Below are 16,372 nucleotides of genomic sequence, written 5' to 3'. Positions count from 1 at the left end.
CATTCGTAGGGATGGGAAAGTGGAGGAACTCAAGAAGGGGGGGTTTTTCCTCGGTATTTTCCCTGAGGTAAGGTACGAGATGGATGAGGTTGAGCTTATACCGGGAGACCTCCTTCTCCTTTACTCCGATGGGTTGACCGAAGCGACCAATGAGAAAGAGGAGGAGTATGGGGAGGAGAGGCTCATCTCATTGGTAAAAAGGGAGCGGGATCTTCCCTTGGCGAAGCTAAGGGAGAGGATAATCGATGATCTCCTTACATTTACTGGAGAGAAGCCTTTTTCCGACGATCTGACCCTGCTTCTCATTCGCCTTAAGGATAATGCCTAAAAGCCTTGACTTGTTTTGGATAGTAATGATAGAGTCTAAACCGATAAATGAAAAATAACCAAAGGAAGGAGTGAGAAGCGATGAGAACCAATATCAGAAAGAGTGGAGATGTAAATATCCTTGATCTCAAGGGAAAGATAACCATCGGAGAAGGGGATGTGCTCCTTAGGAAGCATATAAAGGAGCTTCTCGACAAGGGAGAGAAGAACATCCTGGTCAATATGGCTAATGTGGATTATATGGACAGTTCTGGAGTGGGTGAATTGATCGCTTCCTTCACCACTGTTGCCAGAAGTGGTGGTAAGATGAAGCTACTCAATCTCTCCCCCAAGATAAAAGATATCCTCCAAATCACCCAGTTGATGAGTGTCTTCGATATCTACGATGATGAGGATGAAGCGGTAAAGAGCTTTTCCTAAGATTTTTTCCTCTTTATCTCTTGTTGATAACGCCTCGGGGTAAGGCGTTATTTTTTTCTAAGCCGTTCCAGATATTCGGGTCCAACGAGTAGTTTTCTCGGCTTGCTCCCCTCAGGCGGTCCCACTATTCCTTCTTCCTCCATAAGCTCCACCATCCTTGCTGCTCGGTTGTATCCCAGTCTCAATTTTCGCTGGATATGGGAGATGGAGGCATAGCCGGTAGCGATGACCAGCTCGACCGCTTTCTGGTATAGTTCATCCCTTTCCCCTTCCAGGATGAGGGGCTCTTCCTCTTGCGCTTCGGTTATCGAGTAGTCGAAGGTGGGTTTTGCCTGCTTTTTGAGGAACTCTACGATCCTGAGAGTCTCCTCCTCGGTGATAAAGGCTCCGTGAAGCCTGATGAGGGAGGAACTGCCCGGAGGAAGGAAGAGCATATCCCCCTTACCCAATAGTTTTTCCGCACCAGCGATATCGATTATCGTCCTTGAATCTATCTTCGAGGAGACGCGGAAGGAGATACGGCAGGGGAAATTGGCTTTGATGATCCCGGTGATCACATCCACCGAGGGTCGTTGGGTGGCGAGGATCAGGTGTATTCCCGCTGCCCTTCCCATCTGGGCAAGCCGGGTGAGCGCCTCTTCCACAGCAGCCGCCTGGAGGATCATCAGGTCAGCCAGCTCATCTATCACGATTACAAGATAGGGAAGGGATGATATCTCCGAGGAGGGATCGCTTTCTCTTATCCTCTCCACCATTCGGTTGTATTGAGCGATGTCCCTCGAGCCTATAGCCGCCATCTTCTTTAGCCGACTTTCCATCTCCTCAACTGCCCATTTAAGGGCGTTCGATGCCAGCTTTGGTTCCACCACCACCGGGGTGAGAAGGTGGGGAAGCTCTTCATATACTCCGAGCTCCAACCTCTTTGTATCTATCATCACGAACTTGACCTCGGAGGGGGTGGCTTTAAAGAGGATGCTTGCTATCATATTGTTCAATGCCACCGATTTACCGGAACCAGTGGTACCAGCAACGAGGAGATGAGGCATCTTGGCGAGATCGGTGATATACACCTCACCGTCTATCGTCTTTCCTAAGGCTAAGGTAAGTTTAGAGCTCGATCCCTGATAGGCATCGCTTTCTATAAGTTCGCGGAGGTATATCGTCTCCCGGGTGCTGTTTGGCACCTCGATCCCCACCGTTGATTTCCCGGGTATCCTGCTTATCCTCACCGATTCCGCCTTTAAAGCGAGGCAGAGATCGTCGGTCAGGTTTATCAGTCGGCTGTACCTCACCCCCGGGGCAGGTTTGAACTCGAAGGTGGTAACCACTGGTCCTGGGTGGATCTGAACCACACTTCCCTCGATGGAGAATTCTCGGAACTTATCCACGATAGCCCGGGCGCTTTCCCTTAGCTCCCTTTGGTCTATCCTTGAGCCAGGGGGAGGTGATGAAAGAAGGGAGATCGGTGGAAGAAGAAAATTTCCCCTTCTCGTTGTTAGTTTGGGTTTTGGGGTTTCTCTCTTCCTCTCATAAGGTTCTTTCTCTTCTGGCTGTAATATCCTTCTTCTTTCTCCTAAGTTTATCTTGATGGCGGTAGCTATCTTCCTTTCTTCTCGTCTTTCGAGGTGTCTTCTCAGTATTTTTCTTCTCTCCTTTGCCCTTCTTCTTTTTTCCATAAATCTGGAAATAAGCGTTACAGCGCTCTTTATCACCGCTTTTGCTATCTCTCCTATCTTGGCTAATGCTTCGCTCAGGGAAAGGCCAGTGAGGATGACGAGGGAAAGAAGCAAAGCGGTGATCGAAGCAACTATTGCCCCCCCTTCGTTCAAATAGGTGAGGAGGTATCTTCCTATTTCGATACCTACCAGTCCTCCAGCGGGTAGAAGTTGGTTCCGGTAGGTGAAGGAGCGAAGGGTGAGTTGGAGAAGGGAGGAAAGGGAAAATATGAACAGGGCGAAGCTCAAATAGCGGATGAGGATAGGGGAGAGCCCCTTTTCCCGAAGGACATCGCTGGCGAAGAGGAGGAGAGCCATCACGATGAGAAAAGAGGTTATCCCGAACCAGAGGAGAAGGAGGGATGATACCCCTGCCCCTACCACCCCGACGATGTTTTTGGGTTTAACCTCTTTTCCCCGGGTGGTCCATAAGGGGTCTTCCGGATGGTAGGAGATAAGGCTCAAGAGGATAAGGGTGGCGATGAATATCACTAAAAGACCCGTGATCTCCTTTTTCCTCTTTCCTTTTGCAAACACCTCTTTCTATCTCCCAAGGTAGTTGATAAGAAGAATTCCCCCTACGCCGAGGCAGTAATAGCCAAATGGGGTAAGTCTCAGTTTCCTCACCATTTTTATCAATAAAGCCAAGGAAAAATAACCGCTTACCGCTGCCGCTATTGTACCAAATAGGTAGGGGTAAAGCAAGGAGCTCCCTCCTTCGAGGTTTAGCTTTGGCAGTTCCAGTATGATGGCGCCGAGGATAGCAGGGATGGAGATGAGGAAGGAGAACCGGGCAGCGAGTTCCCTTCGAAGTCCGAGGAAGAGCCCGAGGCTTATGGTGATACCGGAGCGGGATATCCCAGGAAAAATGGCGATCCCCTGGGCGATCCCGACGAGGATAGCGGGAAGGAGGGGGATACCATCCCCAGCCCTCTCTTTGGTAAATCTGGTGGCAAGGAGGATGCCCCCGGTGATGAGGAGGAAAATCGCCACCCTCTCCGGATAGGAGAAACTCTCCTCGGCTATTCCCTTGAGAGGAAGAACCACTGCACCAGTGGCAACGATGGCGACGATTATTGGAAGGATAAACCTTCTCCCCTCTTCATCTTTTCTCACGAAGCCGAAGAGGATGCTTTTTATCTCCTCCCGGAAGTATATGATGATCACCACTAATGTTCCCCCGTGAAGGAGAATATCGAAAAGCACGCTTCCTCCGGTATCTACCGCGAGGATATTCCCTATAACCACTAAGTGTCCGGAACTGCTTATGGGCAGGAATTCAGTCACCCCTTGAACAATCCCTAAAACTATTGCTTTTATTAGGCTCATCTTCCTCCTTCTTTTTCTTTCCTATTTTGCTTTATGGTATCAAGAAGCCGGGAAAACCCGGCAATATCGATCTCCTCTGCCCGGAAGCGGTAAGGTATTCCCGCTTTTTCGAGCACCCTTCTTACTTCATCCCGGGACAGCCTCAAATAGGGAATGAGGTTGTTTTCGATCGTCTTCCTCCTTTGGGCGAACGAGATACGGATGAGTCGGAAAAACTCCTTCTCATCAGCCACCTTCACTAACGGTTCTTCACGAACCCGGAATCGGATGAGCACATTTTCCACCTTTGGAGGAGGGGTAAAGGCTCTTTTTGGAATAAAGAAGCATACCTTCGGCTCGAGGTGGTATTGGATGAATAGGGAGAGTTCCCCATAAGCCTTGCTTCTCGGCTTTGCGACCATCCTCTCTGCTAGCTCCTTCTGCAGGGTAAAGGTGAGGTCTGAGATGATATCGCGATAGCTAAGGATATGGGCTATTATCTTGGTGGCGATGTTGTAGGGGAGGTTCCCGATGACCCTGAGCTTTCTGGAGAGGCGTTTTTCTTCTGAGACCAGCTTCCTGATGTCGATCTTCAGGATATCCCCTTTGATTATTCGCACATTCTTCCTTTCTTTCATCTTTTCTTTTAAAGAGGGTATTAATTCTCGATCGAATTCAACCGCGTAGAGGAAGCCGACTTTTTCCGCAAGCGAGGAGGTAAGTTCCCCCCTTCCCGCTCCTATCTCGAGATGGATCTCCTCTTTGCTCGGCTGATGGAGTTCGATTATCCTCCTCACCATCTCCCCATCGGAGAGGAAATGTTGTCCCAAACTCTTTTTTGCCCAGACGATTTTTCCTCACCCCCTAAGGGGATTATAGTCGGGAGAAGGGCATCTTGTAAAACCTTAGATGACTTTAATGTTGAATTTTAGGCTGGGATCGGGTAAAATTTGGACAAAATATGTCCAAAAAAATGGAAATGCGTAAGCGGTCTTACTTTCTGATGAAGCGGATGGGGTTAAAGTTAACCAAATGAGATTCTTAAGTGCGTTAAAGGACGAGTTGTACCAGTTTATAGGGAAGCGGGGTAGCTTCCGGGAGCGGATACTCTTTTCTACGGTAGTCATCATCGTTGTTATAACCTTTTCCGTACTCTTCCTGGTCAATTATCTGGTCACGGTGGAGGTAAAGAAAAACATTTCGGAACGGCTCCTTAGTACCAGGGAGGTATTCGAGGAGTTCAAACGGGCTCAATCCCAAAGGCTTCTTTCTGAGTGCAAGGTGATCGCTGCTCACCCTTCCTTGAAGGAGGTTCTCATCAGCAACAATCCCCTTTTATTCGCCTCCGAGGCTGAGCGGTACCAACGGCTGATAAATGCGGAGATCTTCGTTGTCCTGAGCAGTTTCGGCTCGATGGTGAAGGTGGTGGACCAGCCATATAGATATGCTCGGGAGCTGTTTACCCCAGAGATGATGGTTCGAGCTGCCTCAGGCGAGGAGTTTGTGATTACCGTGAATAGGCTGGACAAGATATTCCAGCTGGCGTTTGTCCCCATCCGTAAAGGAGATGAGCTGTTAGGTTCTTTAAGTATCGGTTATGAGATCGATGAAGAGTTCGTTAAAGCGGTGAAGAGGGTTACCGAAAGCGAGGTGACCCTGGTGGTACAGGGGAAGATAGTTGCCTCTACCCTCAAAGGAAAGAAGCTCTCAGCCTTGTCCTCTTTCCTTTCCCAGCTCAAAAAGGAAGGTGGTGGCAAGGGAAGCTCGAAATTCGAGGCGAACCTCGATGGTGAGCGTTTCCTCTCTTTGGTGATGCCGGTGAGTAATGATGTGAGTCCCAAGGTCGCCTACTGCTTGATCCAGCAGTCGCTCGATGTCCCCCTGAGATTCCTTTGGAAGATAAGGATGGGGCTTCTTGGTGTCTCGCTTTTTGCCCTCGTTATCGCCTTTTTGGCAACCTTTTTCATCTCCCAAGCGCTCGCCACCCCCCTCAACCAGCTGGTTTCAGGGGCGAGGAGAATAGCGGATGGAGAACTTGATTATGAGATCCCCATCCCCAAATATCAGGAGATGGGTGTTCTTGCCCGAGCGTTCAACGAGATGAGGCTCTCCTTAAAGAGACATCTCTCCCAGTTGAACGAACTCAACCGAAGGTTGGCAGAAAGGGTGAAGGAGATCTCCACCATTCACCGGATTACCCGCCTGATTACCGCCAGTTTAGAGGAGCGTCGTGTCTTTCGCACCATTGTCTCCGAAGCGAGGAAGTTCACCAGGGTTGACGCCGCCTTGTTGGCTTTCTCAGGAAAGGACAGGAACGAGATAACCGTCGCCTCACTTTCTCCAAGGGGTTGGGTGAGGCTCACCAAAAGCAGAAGGGTTCCCTTTTCTGAGATGATCGTTGGTGAAGTAATGGCTAAGGGGAAGATATTTTTCCTTAACCATCCCTCTCCCGACGCTCCTTTTATCGACGAGCGGGCGTTGGCTCAGTTGGGGATCGAATCAGCGGTTATTCTCCCCATTTCCTTGAAGGTGGAGCAAGAAGCGGTTTTCCTCGTAGCGCGGAAGGAAGGGCGATATAGTTCGGCAGAGCTCAGGATGCTTGAGCAGATCGCCTCTCAGTTATCCCTTACTCTCAACAATATCTTTCTCTACCAGAGGTTGCGGGAGTCAGAGGAGAAGTATCGTCGTCTTTTCCAGTCGGTTAAGGATGCGGTCTACCGGGCAGATAAGGAAGGACGATGTGTGATGATAAACCAGGCGGGAGCCGAGCTCTTCGGTTTTTCTTCGCCTGAGGAGATGATCGGGGTGAAATTCTCCGAGTTCTATGTCGATAGACGCGAGTTGGAGGCGTTTTTGGATGAGCTTAGAAAGAGAGGTTATGTTACAGGTTTTCGTTCTCGACTAAGGAGGAGGGATGGCGAGGAGGTTTTTGCCGAGGCGTCCGGCGTTCTCATTCGGGATAGGAAGGGGAGGGTGATCGCCACCGAAGGGATGATCCGTGATGTCACCAAGAGGGTGAGACTTGAGCGGGAGCTCGCAGAGTCGGAGGCTTTTCTCCGTCGGGTTATCGAGAATACCAGCGATGCCATCTTTACCCTCGATTTGGAAGGCAGGTTCTCCTTTATCAATTCCCGGTTTCTCGAGATAACCGGTTTAAAGAAGGAGGAGGTATTCGATGCCCCCTTTACCCTTCTCTTTCCCGAGGAGCATTGGGAAAGGGCAAAAAAGATACTGAGAGCCTGCATTGAGAAGAGAGAGCCAGTTATTCATGAGGAGGTGGAAGCGATAAATGCCAAAGGTGAGCGATTGACTTTACTGCTTAGTCTTGCTCCGCTCACTTCTGAAGAGGGCGTTTACGGGGTGGTGGGTACTGCTTCGGATATTACGGTGAGGAAACAGCTTGAGGAGAAATTGATCCAATCAGAGAGGCTCGCTTCGATGGGTGAGGTGGCAGCTGGTGTGGCGCACGAGATAAACAATCCCTTAGGAATAGTGCTTGGTTTCACTCAAGACCTCCTTTCGGAGACCTCTGAGAACCACCCCCATTACCGGTACCTTAAGATAATCGAACAAGAGACCTCCCGTTGTGCTAAAGTGGTTCGTGATCTTCTTCACCTCACCCATTCCCGATCTTTAAACCTGAGAAAGGTCAGGATCAGCGAGGTGCTTGAACATTCGCTCTCCCTGCTTAGATTGAAGCTCCGCGACAGCAACATTCGGCTCACCAAGGAGATACCAGATGATCTCCCCGTGCTGGAGATCGACCCAGAACAGATGAAGCAGGTATTTGTGAACCTCATTCTAAACGCCATTCAGGCTATGCCAGGAGGAGGGAACCTTCGTATCAAGGTGGGCGTTAATGGAGATGGGAAGGGAAATTCTTGGATAAGGGTTGAGGTAATTGATACTGGTTGCGGGATAAAGAAGAAAGACATAGATAAGGTTTTTGAACCGTTCTATACTACCAAGAAATCCGGGGGAACGGGGTTAGGTCTTTCTGTTTCTCGGCAGATAATAGAAGCCCATCGGGGGAAGATCGAACTTGTAAGCGAGGAGGGAAAGGGTACCACCTGTATTATAACCCTTCCCCTATCCCCTGGTGGAAACAGGGAGGAAGAAGGTGGCGTATAGGATATTGGTCATCGATGATGAGGAGAATATGCTCGAGTTATACTCGAGGATATTAGGAAAAGAGGGATATAAGGTGACTACCGCCCTCACTGCCGAGGAGGCACTTGATCTCTTCGGGAGTAAGGTTTTTGATCTGATCATCGCCGATCTCGCCCTTCCTGGAATGAATGGAGTAGAGCTTCTGAAAAAGGTGAAAGAGGAAGATCCGGATATACCTTATATCCTGATAACTGCCTACGGCACGGTGGAATCTGCGGTTGAGGCGATGAAATTGGGAGCCTTTGATTACATCCCCAAGCCGTTTCAGACTGAGGAGCTTAAAATAGTGATCAAAAAGGCGCTGAAGGAGTATCAATTGGCTCAGGAGTTGAAGAGGTTAAGGAGCGAGGTCAAGGAGCGCTACAGCTTCGGCAACATCGTGGGCAGAAGCAAGAAGATGCTCGCCATCTTCGATCTCGTTGGAAGGGTTGCCGCCTCCAATTCCACTGTGTTGATTCAGGGAGAAAGTGGTACGGGGAAGGAACTCATCGCCCGGGCGATCCATTACAATTCGTTGCGGAAGGATAAGCCGTTCGTCGCCATCGATTGTAGCATCCTCCCGGAGACATTGCTCGAAAGCGAGCTTTTTGGCCATGTGCGCGGTGCTTTCACTGGGGCGATGAAGGCTAAGAAGGGGCTCTTCGAGGAGGCGAATGGGGGGACCATCTTTCTCGATGAGATAGGGAATATAAGTTTACCCATCCAGGCGAAGCTCCTTCGGGTACTTCAAGAGAGGGAGATAAAGCCGCTTGGAAGCACGGAGACGATCAAGGTCGATGTGCGGATAATCGCCGCTACCAATACCGATTTGAAGGAACTTGTCGCTTCCGGCGCTTTCCGGGAGGACCTCTACTATCGGATAGCGGTTATTCCCATAGTTCTCCCTCCCCTTCGGGAGAGGAAGGAGGATATTCCCCTTCTGGTTGACTGCTTCCTGGAGAAGTTCTCCAAGGAGAACAATAAGCCATTAAAGAGGATAACACCGAAGGCTCTTGCCCTTCTCACCGAATACGATTGGCCCGGAAATGTTAGAGAGCTGGAGAATATCATTGAGCGGGCAGTGCTTGTCTCTGACTCCGAAGAGATAGATGAATCGTGCTTTCCTTCGGAGATAAGGAGATTAGGAGATGAAAGCGTCTCCTTGAATATTTCCTTAAAAGGGGAAGTGAACAAGGTCAAGGGAAGTGTGGAGATAGAGGCGATAAAGAAGGCGCTCGCCCTTTGCGGAGGGAATAAAACGCTGGCAGCGAAGAAGTTGGGGATAAGTCGGAGCTCGCTTTATAATAAATTGAAGGAGTATGGGATAAAATAACTGTCTTTTTTTCTGGACATAATTTACCCCTCTGGAAATGGCTAACGGAGTGTTGGTTTAGCTGTCTAAGGCTGTCCAACAGAATATACAGTTTTGGACAATAAAGGCTCAGAAGAGGGACCCTTCCTTATCCACTCCTTCGTTAACTCCTTTATTTCGATGCTCTTTCTTCTAAAAGAGTTCTTTCCCCTTTTTTGGCATATTTCTTGCTTAAATTAAAGATGGGAAGTTCGATGGGGATTCGGTAATGAAAAAGGTAACCGCTGAGATATTGAGAAATAATTTGGTATTTGCCTCTTTGGCGGAAGAGGATATGGAATATCTCCTCAAGGTGGGGTCATATCGTAGCTTCCGCAAGCGGGATATCATCTATTTCCCTGATGACCCAGCTAATGAGATATTCTTCATCGTGGAGGGAAGGGTTAAACTCTCTCGTATTTTCGAGGATGGGCGTGAGATAATTCTCGAGATCCTCAAGAATAATGACATCTTTGGCGAGGAGGCGGTCATCTCCTTCGACAAACGGGAAAATATGGCGACCGCTATGGATAATGTGGTTCTACTCTCCTTCGAGGCAAAGGCGGTGAGGGCTCTTGCTAAGAGGAATGCCTCTTTGGCGTTCAGGCTTCTTGAGTTGGTCAATGGAAGGCGGGTGGTCCTCGAGCGGAAGGTGGAGGACCTCGCCTTTAGAAATGTTCCCTCACGACTTGCTCGGGTGCTTCTCGAATTGGCTGAGGAGTACGGTGAGAAGTTCGGTGAGAATATCGTCATCTCTACCAAGCTCTCCCAGCAAGATATAGGGAATCTGATCGGCTCGACCAGGGAGACTACCAGCCATTTCTTGAATCAATTCAAGAAGATAGGATTCATAGATTTTAATAAACGGATGATAAATATCATAAATAAGGAAAAGTTGGAGGAACTGATAGAACAGCTGGTCCCCCTTAATTGATCCCTTCATCCCTCCCCCTAAACCCTACGCGGGTGCTGAGCCAGGCGGTTAGGTTGCCTGGCTCTCTTTTTGATTTGACCTCGGTTTCCATTTTGGGATAAAGTGATAAAGTGGAGGTGTGGAAGATGGCGAACTTCGAGCTTATGCGGAAGTTGTCGATAAAGACCGATTCTAAAATCGTCTTTCTCATAATCGATGGCTTAGGAGGACTCCCCCGGGAAAAGGGAGGGGGGACGGAGGTCGAAGAGGCGAAGACTCCCAACCTCGATGCTCTGGCGAGGGAGAGCATCTGTGGGATGATCGATCCTATATCTCCTGGTATTACCCCGGGGAGTGGTCCTGCTCATCTTGCCCTTTTCGGCTACGATCCCGTCCGGTATCAGGTGGGAAGGGGGGTACTTGCTGCTCTTGGGATAGGGTTTGACCTCAAGCCGTCCGATGTATCCGCTCGGTTCAATTTCGCCACCGTCGATGATGAGGGAAAGGTGGTTGACCGCCGGGCAGGAAGGATTCCTTCGGAGGAAGGAAGGAGATTGTGCCAGCTTCTTGAGGAGATAAGACTTCCTCGGGTTACCATCTTTGTGAAGCCGGTAAAGGAGTATCGGGGAGTTCTCATATTACGGGGTGAGAATCTTTCTGGAGATCTCTCCGATTCCGACCCTCAGGAGATAGGAGTTCCACCGAGACGGATTTCTCCCCTTTCTCCAGAGGCTAAGGAGACAGCGGAGCTCGTCAACCAGTTTGTCGAGGAGGCGAGGAGGAAGCTCTCCTCGGAGCACCCGGCGAATTTCATCCTCCTTCGGGGCTTCGACCGTTATCATCCCTTCCCCACTATGACCGAAATATACAAACTTACCCCTGCCTCTATCGCCTCTTACCCTATGTATCGTGGGGTTACCAAACTTATCGGGATGGAGCTTCTGAAGACCGGCGATACCTTAGCCGAGGAACTAAAAACGCTTAGAGAGAATTATCAGCGATTTGATTTCTTCTATGTCCATATAAAGAAGACGGATAGTGCCGGTGAGGATGGGGACTTTGAGCGCAAGGCGAGCCTCCTTGAGGAAGTGGATCAGGTAATCCCTGAGATCCTCGCTCTTTCTCCCGAGGTGTTGGTGATAACCGGCGATCACTCCACCCCAGCTATGCTAAAAGCCCATAGCTGGCATCCGGTGCCGGTGCTTCTTCATTCCAGGTGGTGTCGTCCCGATAAAGTGGAAAGATTCAGTGAGCGGGAGTTCAACCTTGGGGGATTAGGGAGGATTCCTGCGACGGAACTTATGCCCCTCGCTATGGCTAATGCCCTTAAGTTGGCTAAGTATGGGGCGTAGGGGTTTAACGGCGAGCGATATACTCCAAAACCACCAACCCGTAGATGGTCTTCAAGGTATCTGCCTGGCCAAAGAGGCTCTCTTGACAAACCTGGTACACCGTTTTCGGCTGGTTTAACAGGCGAAATATATGCTGATGCTCGCCGGAGAGAGAGGAGATATCCCTTCCCTTTATGGGGACGAGGAGTGTGTCCTTTGAGCCGATGTAGCGTAATATCCGCTTTGGATCCTTTATTCGGTTTATCCCCTCGATGATGGCTTCTTCGATCTTGGTGCTCAGTTTTATTACCTCGTCCTGCTTGTAGGCACCTTCGGTAAAGGTAAAGTGTCCTTCCTCCCAGTTGAACAGGCTCCAGACGATCTCCCTTATCTGAGCTCTTACCGCCCAGTAAAGCTCCTCCGGAGTGAGACAGCCAAGCTCAACGAATATCGTCCCCTGCCTTTTGCCGGTGGTCTTCAGGAGCTTTACCGAATTGTCGTAGTCCTCCTGAGAGATCTTCTTCTTCCTGAGAAGGAATTCGCCCAGTCGATCGTCGGGGTTGGTGGAAGAAGCGAAGATTATCCGGTCGTCTTCGGTGAATATCTTCTTCTCCTCATCTCCCTTTTTTACCGCAAGGACCCCAGAAACCCTTCTCTTATCGAGCTCCCGAAGTACCTCCGGAAGTGGAGTATCTCTCAACTCCCCCTCCACAGTGAAAATCTCCGCCACTTCTCCCTCCTTGTTGGCTCAATTATAACAGAGGGCTCAATCCCCTTCAAGACAATAGCTGAATAGAACGCTAAATAATCCCCATTTCCTTTAAGTAATTGAGCCCAGCCAAAGCCTCCTCGTCGTTCACCTTATGCTGTAATTCCATCACCTTTATCACCCCCTGGGGCAATAATTTGCCGATGAGGGCGAAATCGATCTCCCCTTTGCCTGGTGGCAGATGGTCGTTATCCTCCACGATATCATGGAGGTGGATCCCGATCAGCTTCTTCCGAAACCGGGTGAGGAGCTTGATGTAATCGATGAACCCGATGTTGTCTTGGAATTTGGCATGTCCCACATCATACCAGAAGTAGATCGGTGCTCCCTCGAATTTGGAAAAGAGAAGGGCGAGCTCTTCGGGGTCGGGGATCTTGTTTATCTTGTATCCGTTTTCGATCCCGATCATCACCCCCTCCCTCTCCGCCACCTTTGCCAGTTTTTCTAAAGAAAAGCAGGCGGAATCGAGGTGAGGTCCCTTTTTCTTTTTTCTCTCCTCTTTCTTTTTCCGGATGAAGCTTCTTCCTTCTTCGCTTTTTATCTTCCCTTCCTTAAGTAATTGAACGAACCTTTTTGTCTCCGGTTTGATCTCCACCCCGCCGAGATGGACTACCACCGCCTTCGCCTCGAGGCTATTTGCCACCTCTATGGTGCGGGTGGTGTAGGCGATCGCTTTTTCCCTTTCCTCTTTATCGAGGGAGGATAGAGAGAAAACCTCAGCGCTCCCCTCCTTATCGGGAGGGAGGATGTCGGGGACGGGGAAGAAGTTGTGGATGCTGGTTATGGTTACCTCTTTTAGGAGAGGCTTCATTTCCTTAAACATCTTTTGGGAGATACGGTATTCAAGCTCGAGGTGGGAGATACCGAGATCGAGGAAATAACGAATAAGCTCCTCCCCCTTGTCGATCGTCGGCGAGCGGAGGCAGGTGGATAAAGCGATCATTCCTCCTCTTCTTCCTCCGGCGCTTCTTTCAAGTGGCGGATGATTAGCCCAAGACCAATGGCGATAAGAAACAGGGGCCAGAGATCACCGATGTCATAAGGGCTGAAATTGGCTATGAGAAAGATCCCCCCAATCAGGATCAACCAGATACCGCTACTTAAGTTTTTCCGCCTTGCTCGGATGTTTCTCGCTAGGGTTCGTTTATCCTTTATCAGCGCCCCGCAATAGGGGCAGAGGACAGCATCATCAGGTATTTCCTTGCTGCATTTTGGACATTTCATTTTCTCTTCCTTTCTTAAAATTATAGCGACATCATTTTAGCAGAAAAAGAGGGGAATGGCAACGAGAATGGGGGATTGATCGTCGTTTACAAGGAGGTTAATGTTATGATATAATTAAATTTGTTAAGAACAATTAAGATACGAGGAGGTTGCTATGCGGTGCGATAGTTGTGGTGCTAAGGTGATGGAAGGAGCCTCTTTTTGTCCTTCCTGTGGCGCCCCTCTCGTCGCCAAAGAGAGAAAATGGGAAAGCAGTACCACCCCTCTTATGGTCATCAAGCCGAAATTTATCCCTTTCCTCGTCTTCTTCTCCGTTCTTCCCCTTCAGCTCTTCTTCACGGTGTGGGGGGCTGGTTTCTTCGGTGGGTTCAGTATGTTCGCCATCCAGGCGCTCAAGCTTTCCCTCCCTAGATGGTTTCCCTTCGTCTTTTTTGGGGCGCTTTTCTTCTTTGGCATCCCTTTAGTGGTCTATTTCGTCAAGAAGAGGACATACAGAAAGACCGAGTATCGTTTTTATGATTCCCATCTCGAATATTACGAGGGGTTCTTCAACATCGAGGAAAAAAGCATCCCTTATAACAGGATAACCGAGGTGGGTTTGAGGAAGGGCATCCTTCAGCGGATGTATGGCTTAGGGACGATAATCTTGGCAACCCCTGCCACCGCGGTATCGGCGAGCACCTTGGGAAGAAGTGGAATCAAGATAGCGGACATCGAGAACCCCGATGAGACCTATTACAAGGTAAAGGAGCTTATCGAATCACGCGGTTAAATCCTCCTTCATCCCTACTGATTGACAGCCTCTATCCCTTGTGATAAATTAGGCACTCGAATATAAAAAGGAGCCTTTTAAAAGTGGCACGGGTACGGATAGTAGCGACCATTGGTCCTGCGTCGGCAAATAAAGGGACACTTAAGAGAATGATCGAGTCGGGGATGAATATCGCCCGGCTCAATTTTTCTCATGGGAGCCTGAGGGAACACAAGGAGAAGATAAGGCTGATAAGGGAAGCTGCCTCCGAGGTGGGAAGACCGGTTGCCATTCTCGCCGATCTTCAGGGACCGAGGATAAGGATCGGCGATCTCCCTCAGCCGATGACCTTGAAGGAGGGGGAGGAGGTGATCCTCGCCCCAAAGGAAAAGGGACTTGGTGAAGGGAGGCTTCCTACCGATTATGAGAAGCTCGCCTCCGACCTTTCCCCTGGCGATCCCATCCTGGTGGATGACGGGGAGATAGAGCTCACCGTCCTTGAAAGTATTGGTGATGAGGTGAGGTGCCGGGTCAAGGTGGGGGGAGAGGTGAGCTCCCATAAGGGGATAAACCTTCCCGGCGTCGAGGTAAGTGCTCCTGCCCTCACCGATAAGGATAAAGCGGATCTCAAGTTCGCCCTTGCCGAGGGGGTGGATTATATCGCCATATCCTTCGTTAAGAGGAAGGAGGATATCCTCGAGGCGAAGAGATTGATAGAGGAAGAGGGGGCGGATGTCCCGGTCATCGCCAAGATCGAGCGTGCCCAGGCGATAGGGAGGCTTACCGAGATACTCGAGGTGGCTGACGGGGTGATGGTGGCGCGGGGGGATCTTGGAGTGGAGCTCCCCCTGGAGGAGGTTCCCCCGCTTCAGAAGAGGATGATAAACGAGGCGAATAGAAGGGGCATCCTCGTTATCACCGCCACCCAAATGCTGGAATCGATGACCGATAGCCCAAGACCAACCAGGGCGGAGGTTTCCGATGTAGCCAATGCGGTTTTCGACGGCACCGATGCGGTAATGCTCTCCGGGGAGACAGCAGCGGGAAGGTATCCCATTCGAGCAGTGGATATGATGAGGGAGATAATAGAGGAGGCGGAGAAACACGGGGAGTTCTTCGTAGGACCATCATTTAACGCTCATCTTCTTCCCGATAGGTTCCTCCTTTCCGATTCCCTTTGTGCTGCTGCGTCTTCAGCCGCTTCCATCCTCAAAGCGAAAGCGGTAGTGGTGATGACCCAGAGTGGTCTCACTGCGAGGCTTGTCTCCAAGTATCGCCCAGAGGTGCCCATCGTTGCCTTTACCCCGAACGAGCGGATCTATCGTCGGATGAGCCTTTATTGGGGGGTTTCTCCCCGGATGATCGAGGAGATAAGGGAGGTGGCTCCTCTGATAAAGAGGATGGAAGAGAGGTTGATGGCAGAGGATAGGTTTAGCGAAGGGGATACGGTGGTCATCATCCTCGGATTTCCTGTCGCCTCGAGGCCTCCGGCGAACCTGTTGAAGCTTCATCGGATAGGGGAGAGCAAGGATTACCCAAAAGGGCGATAGGATGAAGGTAGTAAGGGACATCTCCTCGCTATATAATCGTTTTTCCTTCCCCGTGGTTACCTTAGGGAACTTCGATGGCGTCCATTTGGGCCATCAATATGTAATAAAGGAGACGGTAGCCCGGGCGAGGAAGGAAAGGGGGACGAGCATAGTCATCACCTTCACCCCCCATACGAAAAAGGTGCTGGTCGATGATCCCCCCCTCCTTATGACTACCGATGAGCAGAAGAAGGAGTTGATCGGGAAGCTCGGTGCGGATATCCTCGTCTTCCTTCCCTTCGATGAGCGGGTTGCTGCCACCCCTGCCCGGGATTTCGTCCTCACCCATCTCGTTTACGGGATCGGGATGAAGGCGATCTACCTGAGCCGATATTTCGGCTTGGGGAAGGGAAGGGGAGGTGATTCCTCCCTCCTTAGGGAGCTATCCGCAGAGCATCGCTTCGAGGTGGTGGTGGTCGATGAGGTTATAGTAGAGGGAGAGATCGTCTCAAGCAGTAGTATCAGAGAGAGGATCGTGGCGGGGAAGGTGGATGAGGCAGCGTGCTTCCTTGGACGAAATTATTT

The 16,372-nt window shown here is 50.2% G+C and carries 15 protein-coding genes; 9 read left to right on the top strand and 6 right to left on the bottom strand.

From position 1 onward, the window contains the following. Both J7L64_04030 and J7L64_04025 read left to right on the top strand, forming a co-directional pair. On the top strand, window positions 1–328 hold a 328-nt coding region (locus J7L64_04030), incomplete at its 5' end, for a serine/threonine-protein phosphatase (GenBank protein MCD6451517.1). 80 nt (window positions 329–408) lie between these two features. Then, complete coding sequence (locus J7L64_04025) at window positions 409–747, top strand: STAS domain-containing protein (GenBank protein ID MCD6451516.1); 339 nt, start codon at window positions 409–411, stop codon at window positions 745–747. 47 nt (window positions 748–794) lie between these two features. Here the strand turns inward: J7L64_04025 and J7L64_04020 are convergent, their stop codons facing one another. From J7L64_04020 to rsmA, 3 genes are read right to left on the bottom strand one after another with little or no spacing between them, the layout of a single operon-like run. Next, entirely contained in the window at window positions 795–2,999 is a 2,205-nt protein-coding gene (locus J7L64_04020; GenBank protein ID MCD6451515.1) for a DNA translocase FtsK 4TM domain-containing protein, read from the bottom strand. A gap of 6 nt (window positions 3,000–3,005) precedes the next feature. Beyond that, window positions 3,006–3,791, bottom strand: coding sequence for an undecaprenyl-diphosphate phosphatase (locus J7L64_04015; GenBank protein MCD6451514.1), 786 nt, complete (start codon window positions 3,789–3,791; stop codon window positions 3,006–3,008). Continuing rightward, a complete protein-coding gene (gene rsmA / locus J7L64_04010; protein ID MCD6451513.1) occupies window positions 3,788–4,600 on the bottom strand; it encodes a ribosomal RNA small subunit methyltransferase A in 813 nt (270 codons plus the stop codon). Before rsmA ends, J7L64_04015 begins: the two co-directional genes overlap by 4 nt. A gap of 202 nt (window positions 4,601–4,802) precedes the next feature. Here rsmA and J7L64_04005 point away from each other — a divergent pair, with 202 nt between their 5' ends. The 4 genes from J7L64_04005 to J7L64_03990 all read left to right on the top strand — a co-directional run bounded on the left by J7L64_04005 (window position 4,803) and on the right by J7L64_03990 (window position 11,535). Further along, on the top strand, window positions 4,803–7,901 hold the full coding sequence (locus tag J7L64_04005; protein ID MCD6451512.1) for a PAS domain S-box protein: 3,099 nt from the start codon (window positions 4,803–4,805) through the stop codon (window positions 7,899–7,901). Then, the gene (locus tag J7L64_04000; GenBank protein MCD6451511.1) at window positions 7,891–9,252 is read left to right on the top strand and encodes a sigma-54-dependent Fis family transcriptional regulator; all 1,362 of its coding nucleotides are present in this window, start codon (window positions 7,891–7,893) and stop codon (window positions 9,250–9,252) included. The genes J7L64_04005 and J7L64_04000 overlap by 11 nt, the downstream gene beginning before the upstream one ends. A 247-nt stretch (window positions 9,253–9,499) precedes the next feature. Continuing rightward, window positions 9,500–10,204, top strand: a complete 705-nt coding sequence (locus tag J7L64_03995; protein ID MCD6451510.1) for a Crp/Fnr family transcriptional regulator — start codon at window positions 9,500–9,502, stop codon at window positions 10,202–10,204. A gap of 125 nt (window positions 10,205–10,329) precedes the next feature. Next, window positions 10,330–11,535 (top strand): 2,3-bisphosphoglycerate-independent phosphoglycerate mutase, encoded by a 1,206-nt coding sequence (locus tag J7L64_03990; GenBank protein ID MCD6451509.1) that lies wholly within the window; start codon window positions 10,330–10,332, stop codon window positions 11,533–11,535. A gap of 4 nt (window positions 11,536–11,539) precedes the next feature. On the opposite strand, the gene J7L64_03985 is transcribed toward J7L64_03990, so the two are convergent. The 3 genes from J7L64_03985 to J7L64_03975 form a co-directional block, all read right to left on the bottom strand. Then, window positions 11,540–12,244 carry a DUF4388 domain-containing protein gene (locus tag J7L64_03985; protein MCD6451508.1) on the bottom strand — a complete coding sequence of 235 codons (705 nt, stop codon included), beginning with the start codon at window positions 12,242–12,244 and terminating at the stop codon, window positions 11,540–11,542. A gap of 70 nt (window positions 12,245–12,314) precedes the next feature. Then, entirely contained in the window at window positions 12,315–13,226 is a 912-nt protein-coding gene (locus tag J7L64_03980) for a sugar phosphate isomerase/epimerase (GenBank protein MCD6451507.1), read from the bottom strand. Next, window positions 13,223–13,507, bottom strand: coding sequence for a zinc-ribbon domain-containing protein (locus tag J7L64_03975; GenBank protein MCD6451506.1), 285 nt, complete (start codon window positions 13,505–13,507; stop codon window positions 13,223–13,225). Before J7L64_03975 ends, J7L64_03980 begins: the two co-directional genes overlap by 4 nt. Window positions 13,508–13,661: 154 nt before the next feature. On the opposite strand from J7L64_03975, the gene J7L64_03970 reads away from it, so the two are divergent. The 3 genes from J7L64_03970 to J7L64_03960 all read left to right on the top strand — a co-directional run. Further along, window positions 13,662–14,279 (top strand): PH domain-containing protein, encoded by a 618-nt coding sequence (locus J7L64_03970; GenBank protein MCD6451505.1) that lies wholly within the window; start codon window positions 13,662–13,664, stop codon window positions 14,277–14,279. 83 nt (window positions 14,280–14,362) lie between these two features. Beyond that, window positions 14,363–15,808 carry a pyruvate kinase gene (pyk, locus tag J7L64_03965; protein ID MCD6451504.1) on the top strand — a complete coding sequence of 482 codons (1,446 nt, stop codon included), beginning with the start codon at window positions 14,363–14,365 and terminating at the stop codon, window positions 15,806–15,808. Window position 15,809: 1 nt separating this feature from the next. Beyond that, window positions 15,810–16,372 (top strand): FAD synthetase family protein (locus tag J7L64_03960; GenBank protein ID MCD6451503.1); only part of this gene is annotated, 563 nt, incomplete at its 3' end.

The sequence above is a fragment of the Acidobacteriota bacterium genome (assembly GCA_021161905.1).
Classification (GTDB): Bacteria; Acidobacteriota; B3-B38; order Guanabaribacteriales; family JAGGZT01; genus JAGGZT01.
The sequence above is the reverse complement of the archived record's forward strand: the minus strand, read 5'-3'. Positions and strand labels throughout refer to the sequence as shown.

Bases quoted from the DNA above. Each gene is read 5' to 3' on its own strand.
- J7L64_04025 (MCD6451516.1), top strand. From the start codon at position 409: ATGAGAACCAATATCAGAAAGAGTGGAGATGTAAATATCCTTGATCTC.
- J7L64_04015 (MCD6451514.1), bottom strand. From the start codon at position 3,791: ATGAGCCTAATAAAAGCAATAGTTTTAGGGATTGTTCAAGGGGTGACT.
- J7L64_04005 (MCD6451512.1), top strand. From the start codon at position 4,803: ATGAGATTCTTAAGTGCGTTAAAGGACGAGTTGTACCAGTTTATAGGG.
- J7L64_03995 (MCD6451510.1), top strand. From the start codon at position 9,500: ATGAAAAAGGTAACCGCTGAGATATTGAGAAATAATTTGGTATTTGCC.
- J7L64_03990 (MCD6451509.1), top strand. From the start codon at position 10,330: ATGGCGAACTTCGAGCTTATGCGGAAGTTGTCGATAAAGACCGATTCT.
- J7L64_03980 (MCD6451507.1), bottom strand. From the start codon at position 13,226: ATGATCGCTTTATCCACCTGCCTCCGCTCGCCGACGATCGACAAGGGG.
- J7L64_03975 (MCD6451506.1), bottom strand. From the start codon at position 13,507: ATGAAATGTCCAAAATGCAGCAAGGAAATACCTGATGATGCTGTCCTC.
- J7L64_03970 (MCD6451505.1), top strand. From the start codon at position 13,662: ATGCGGTGCGATAGTTGTGGTGCTAAGGTGATGGAAGGAGCCTCTTTT.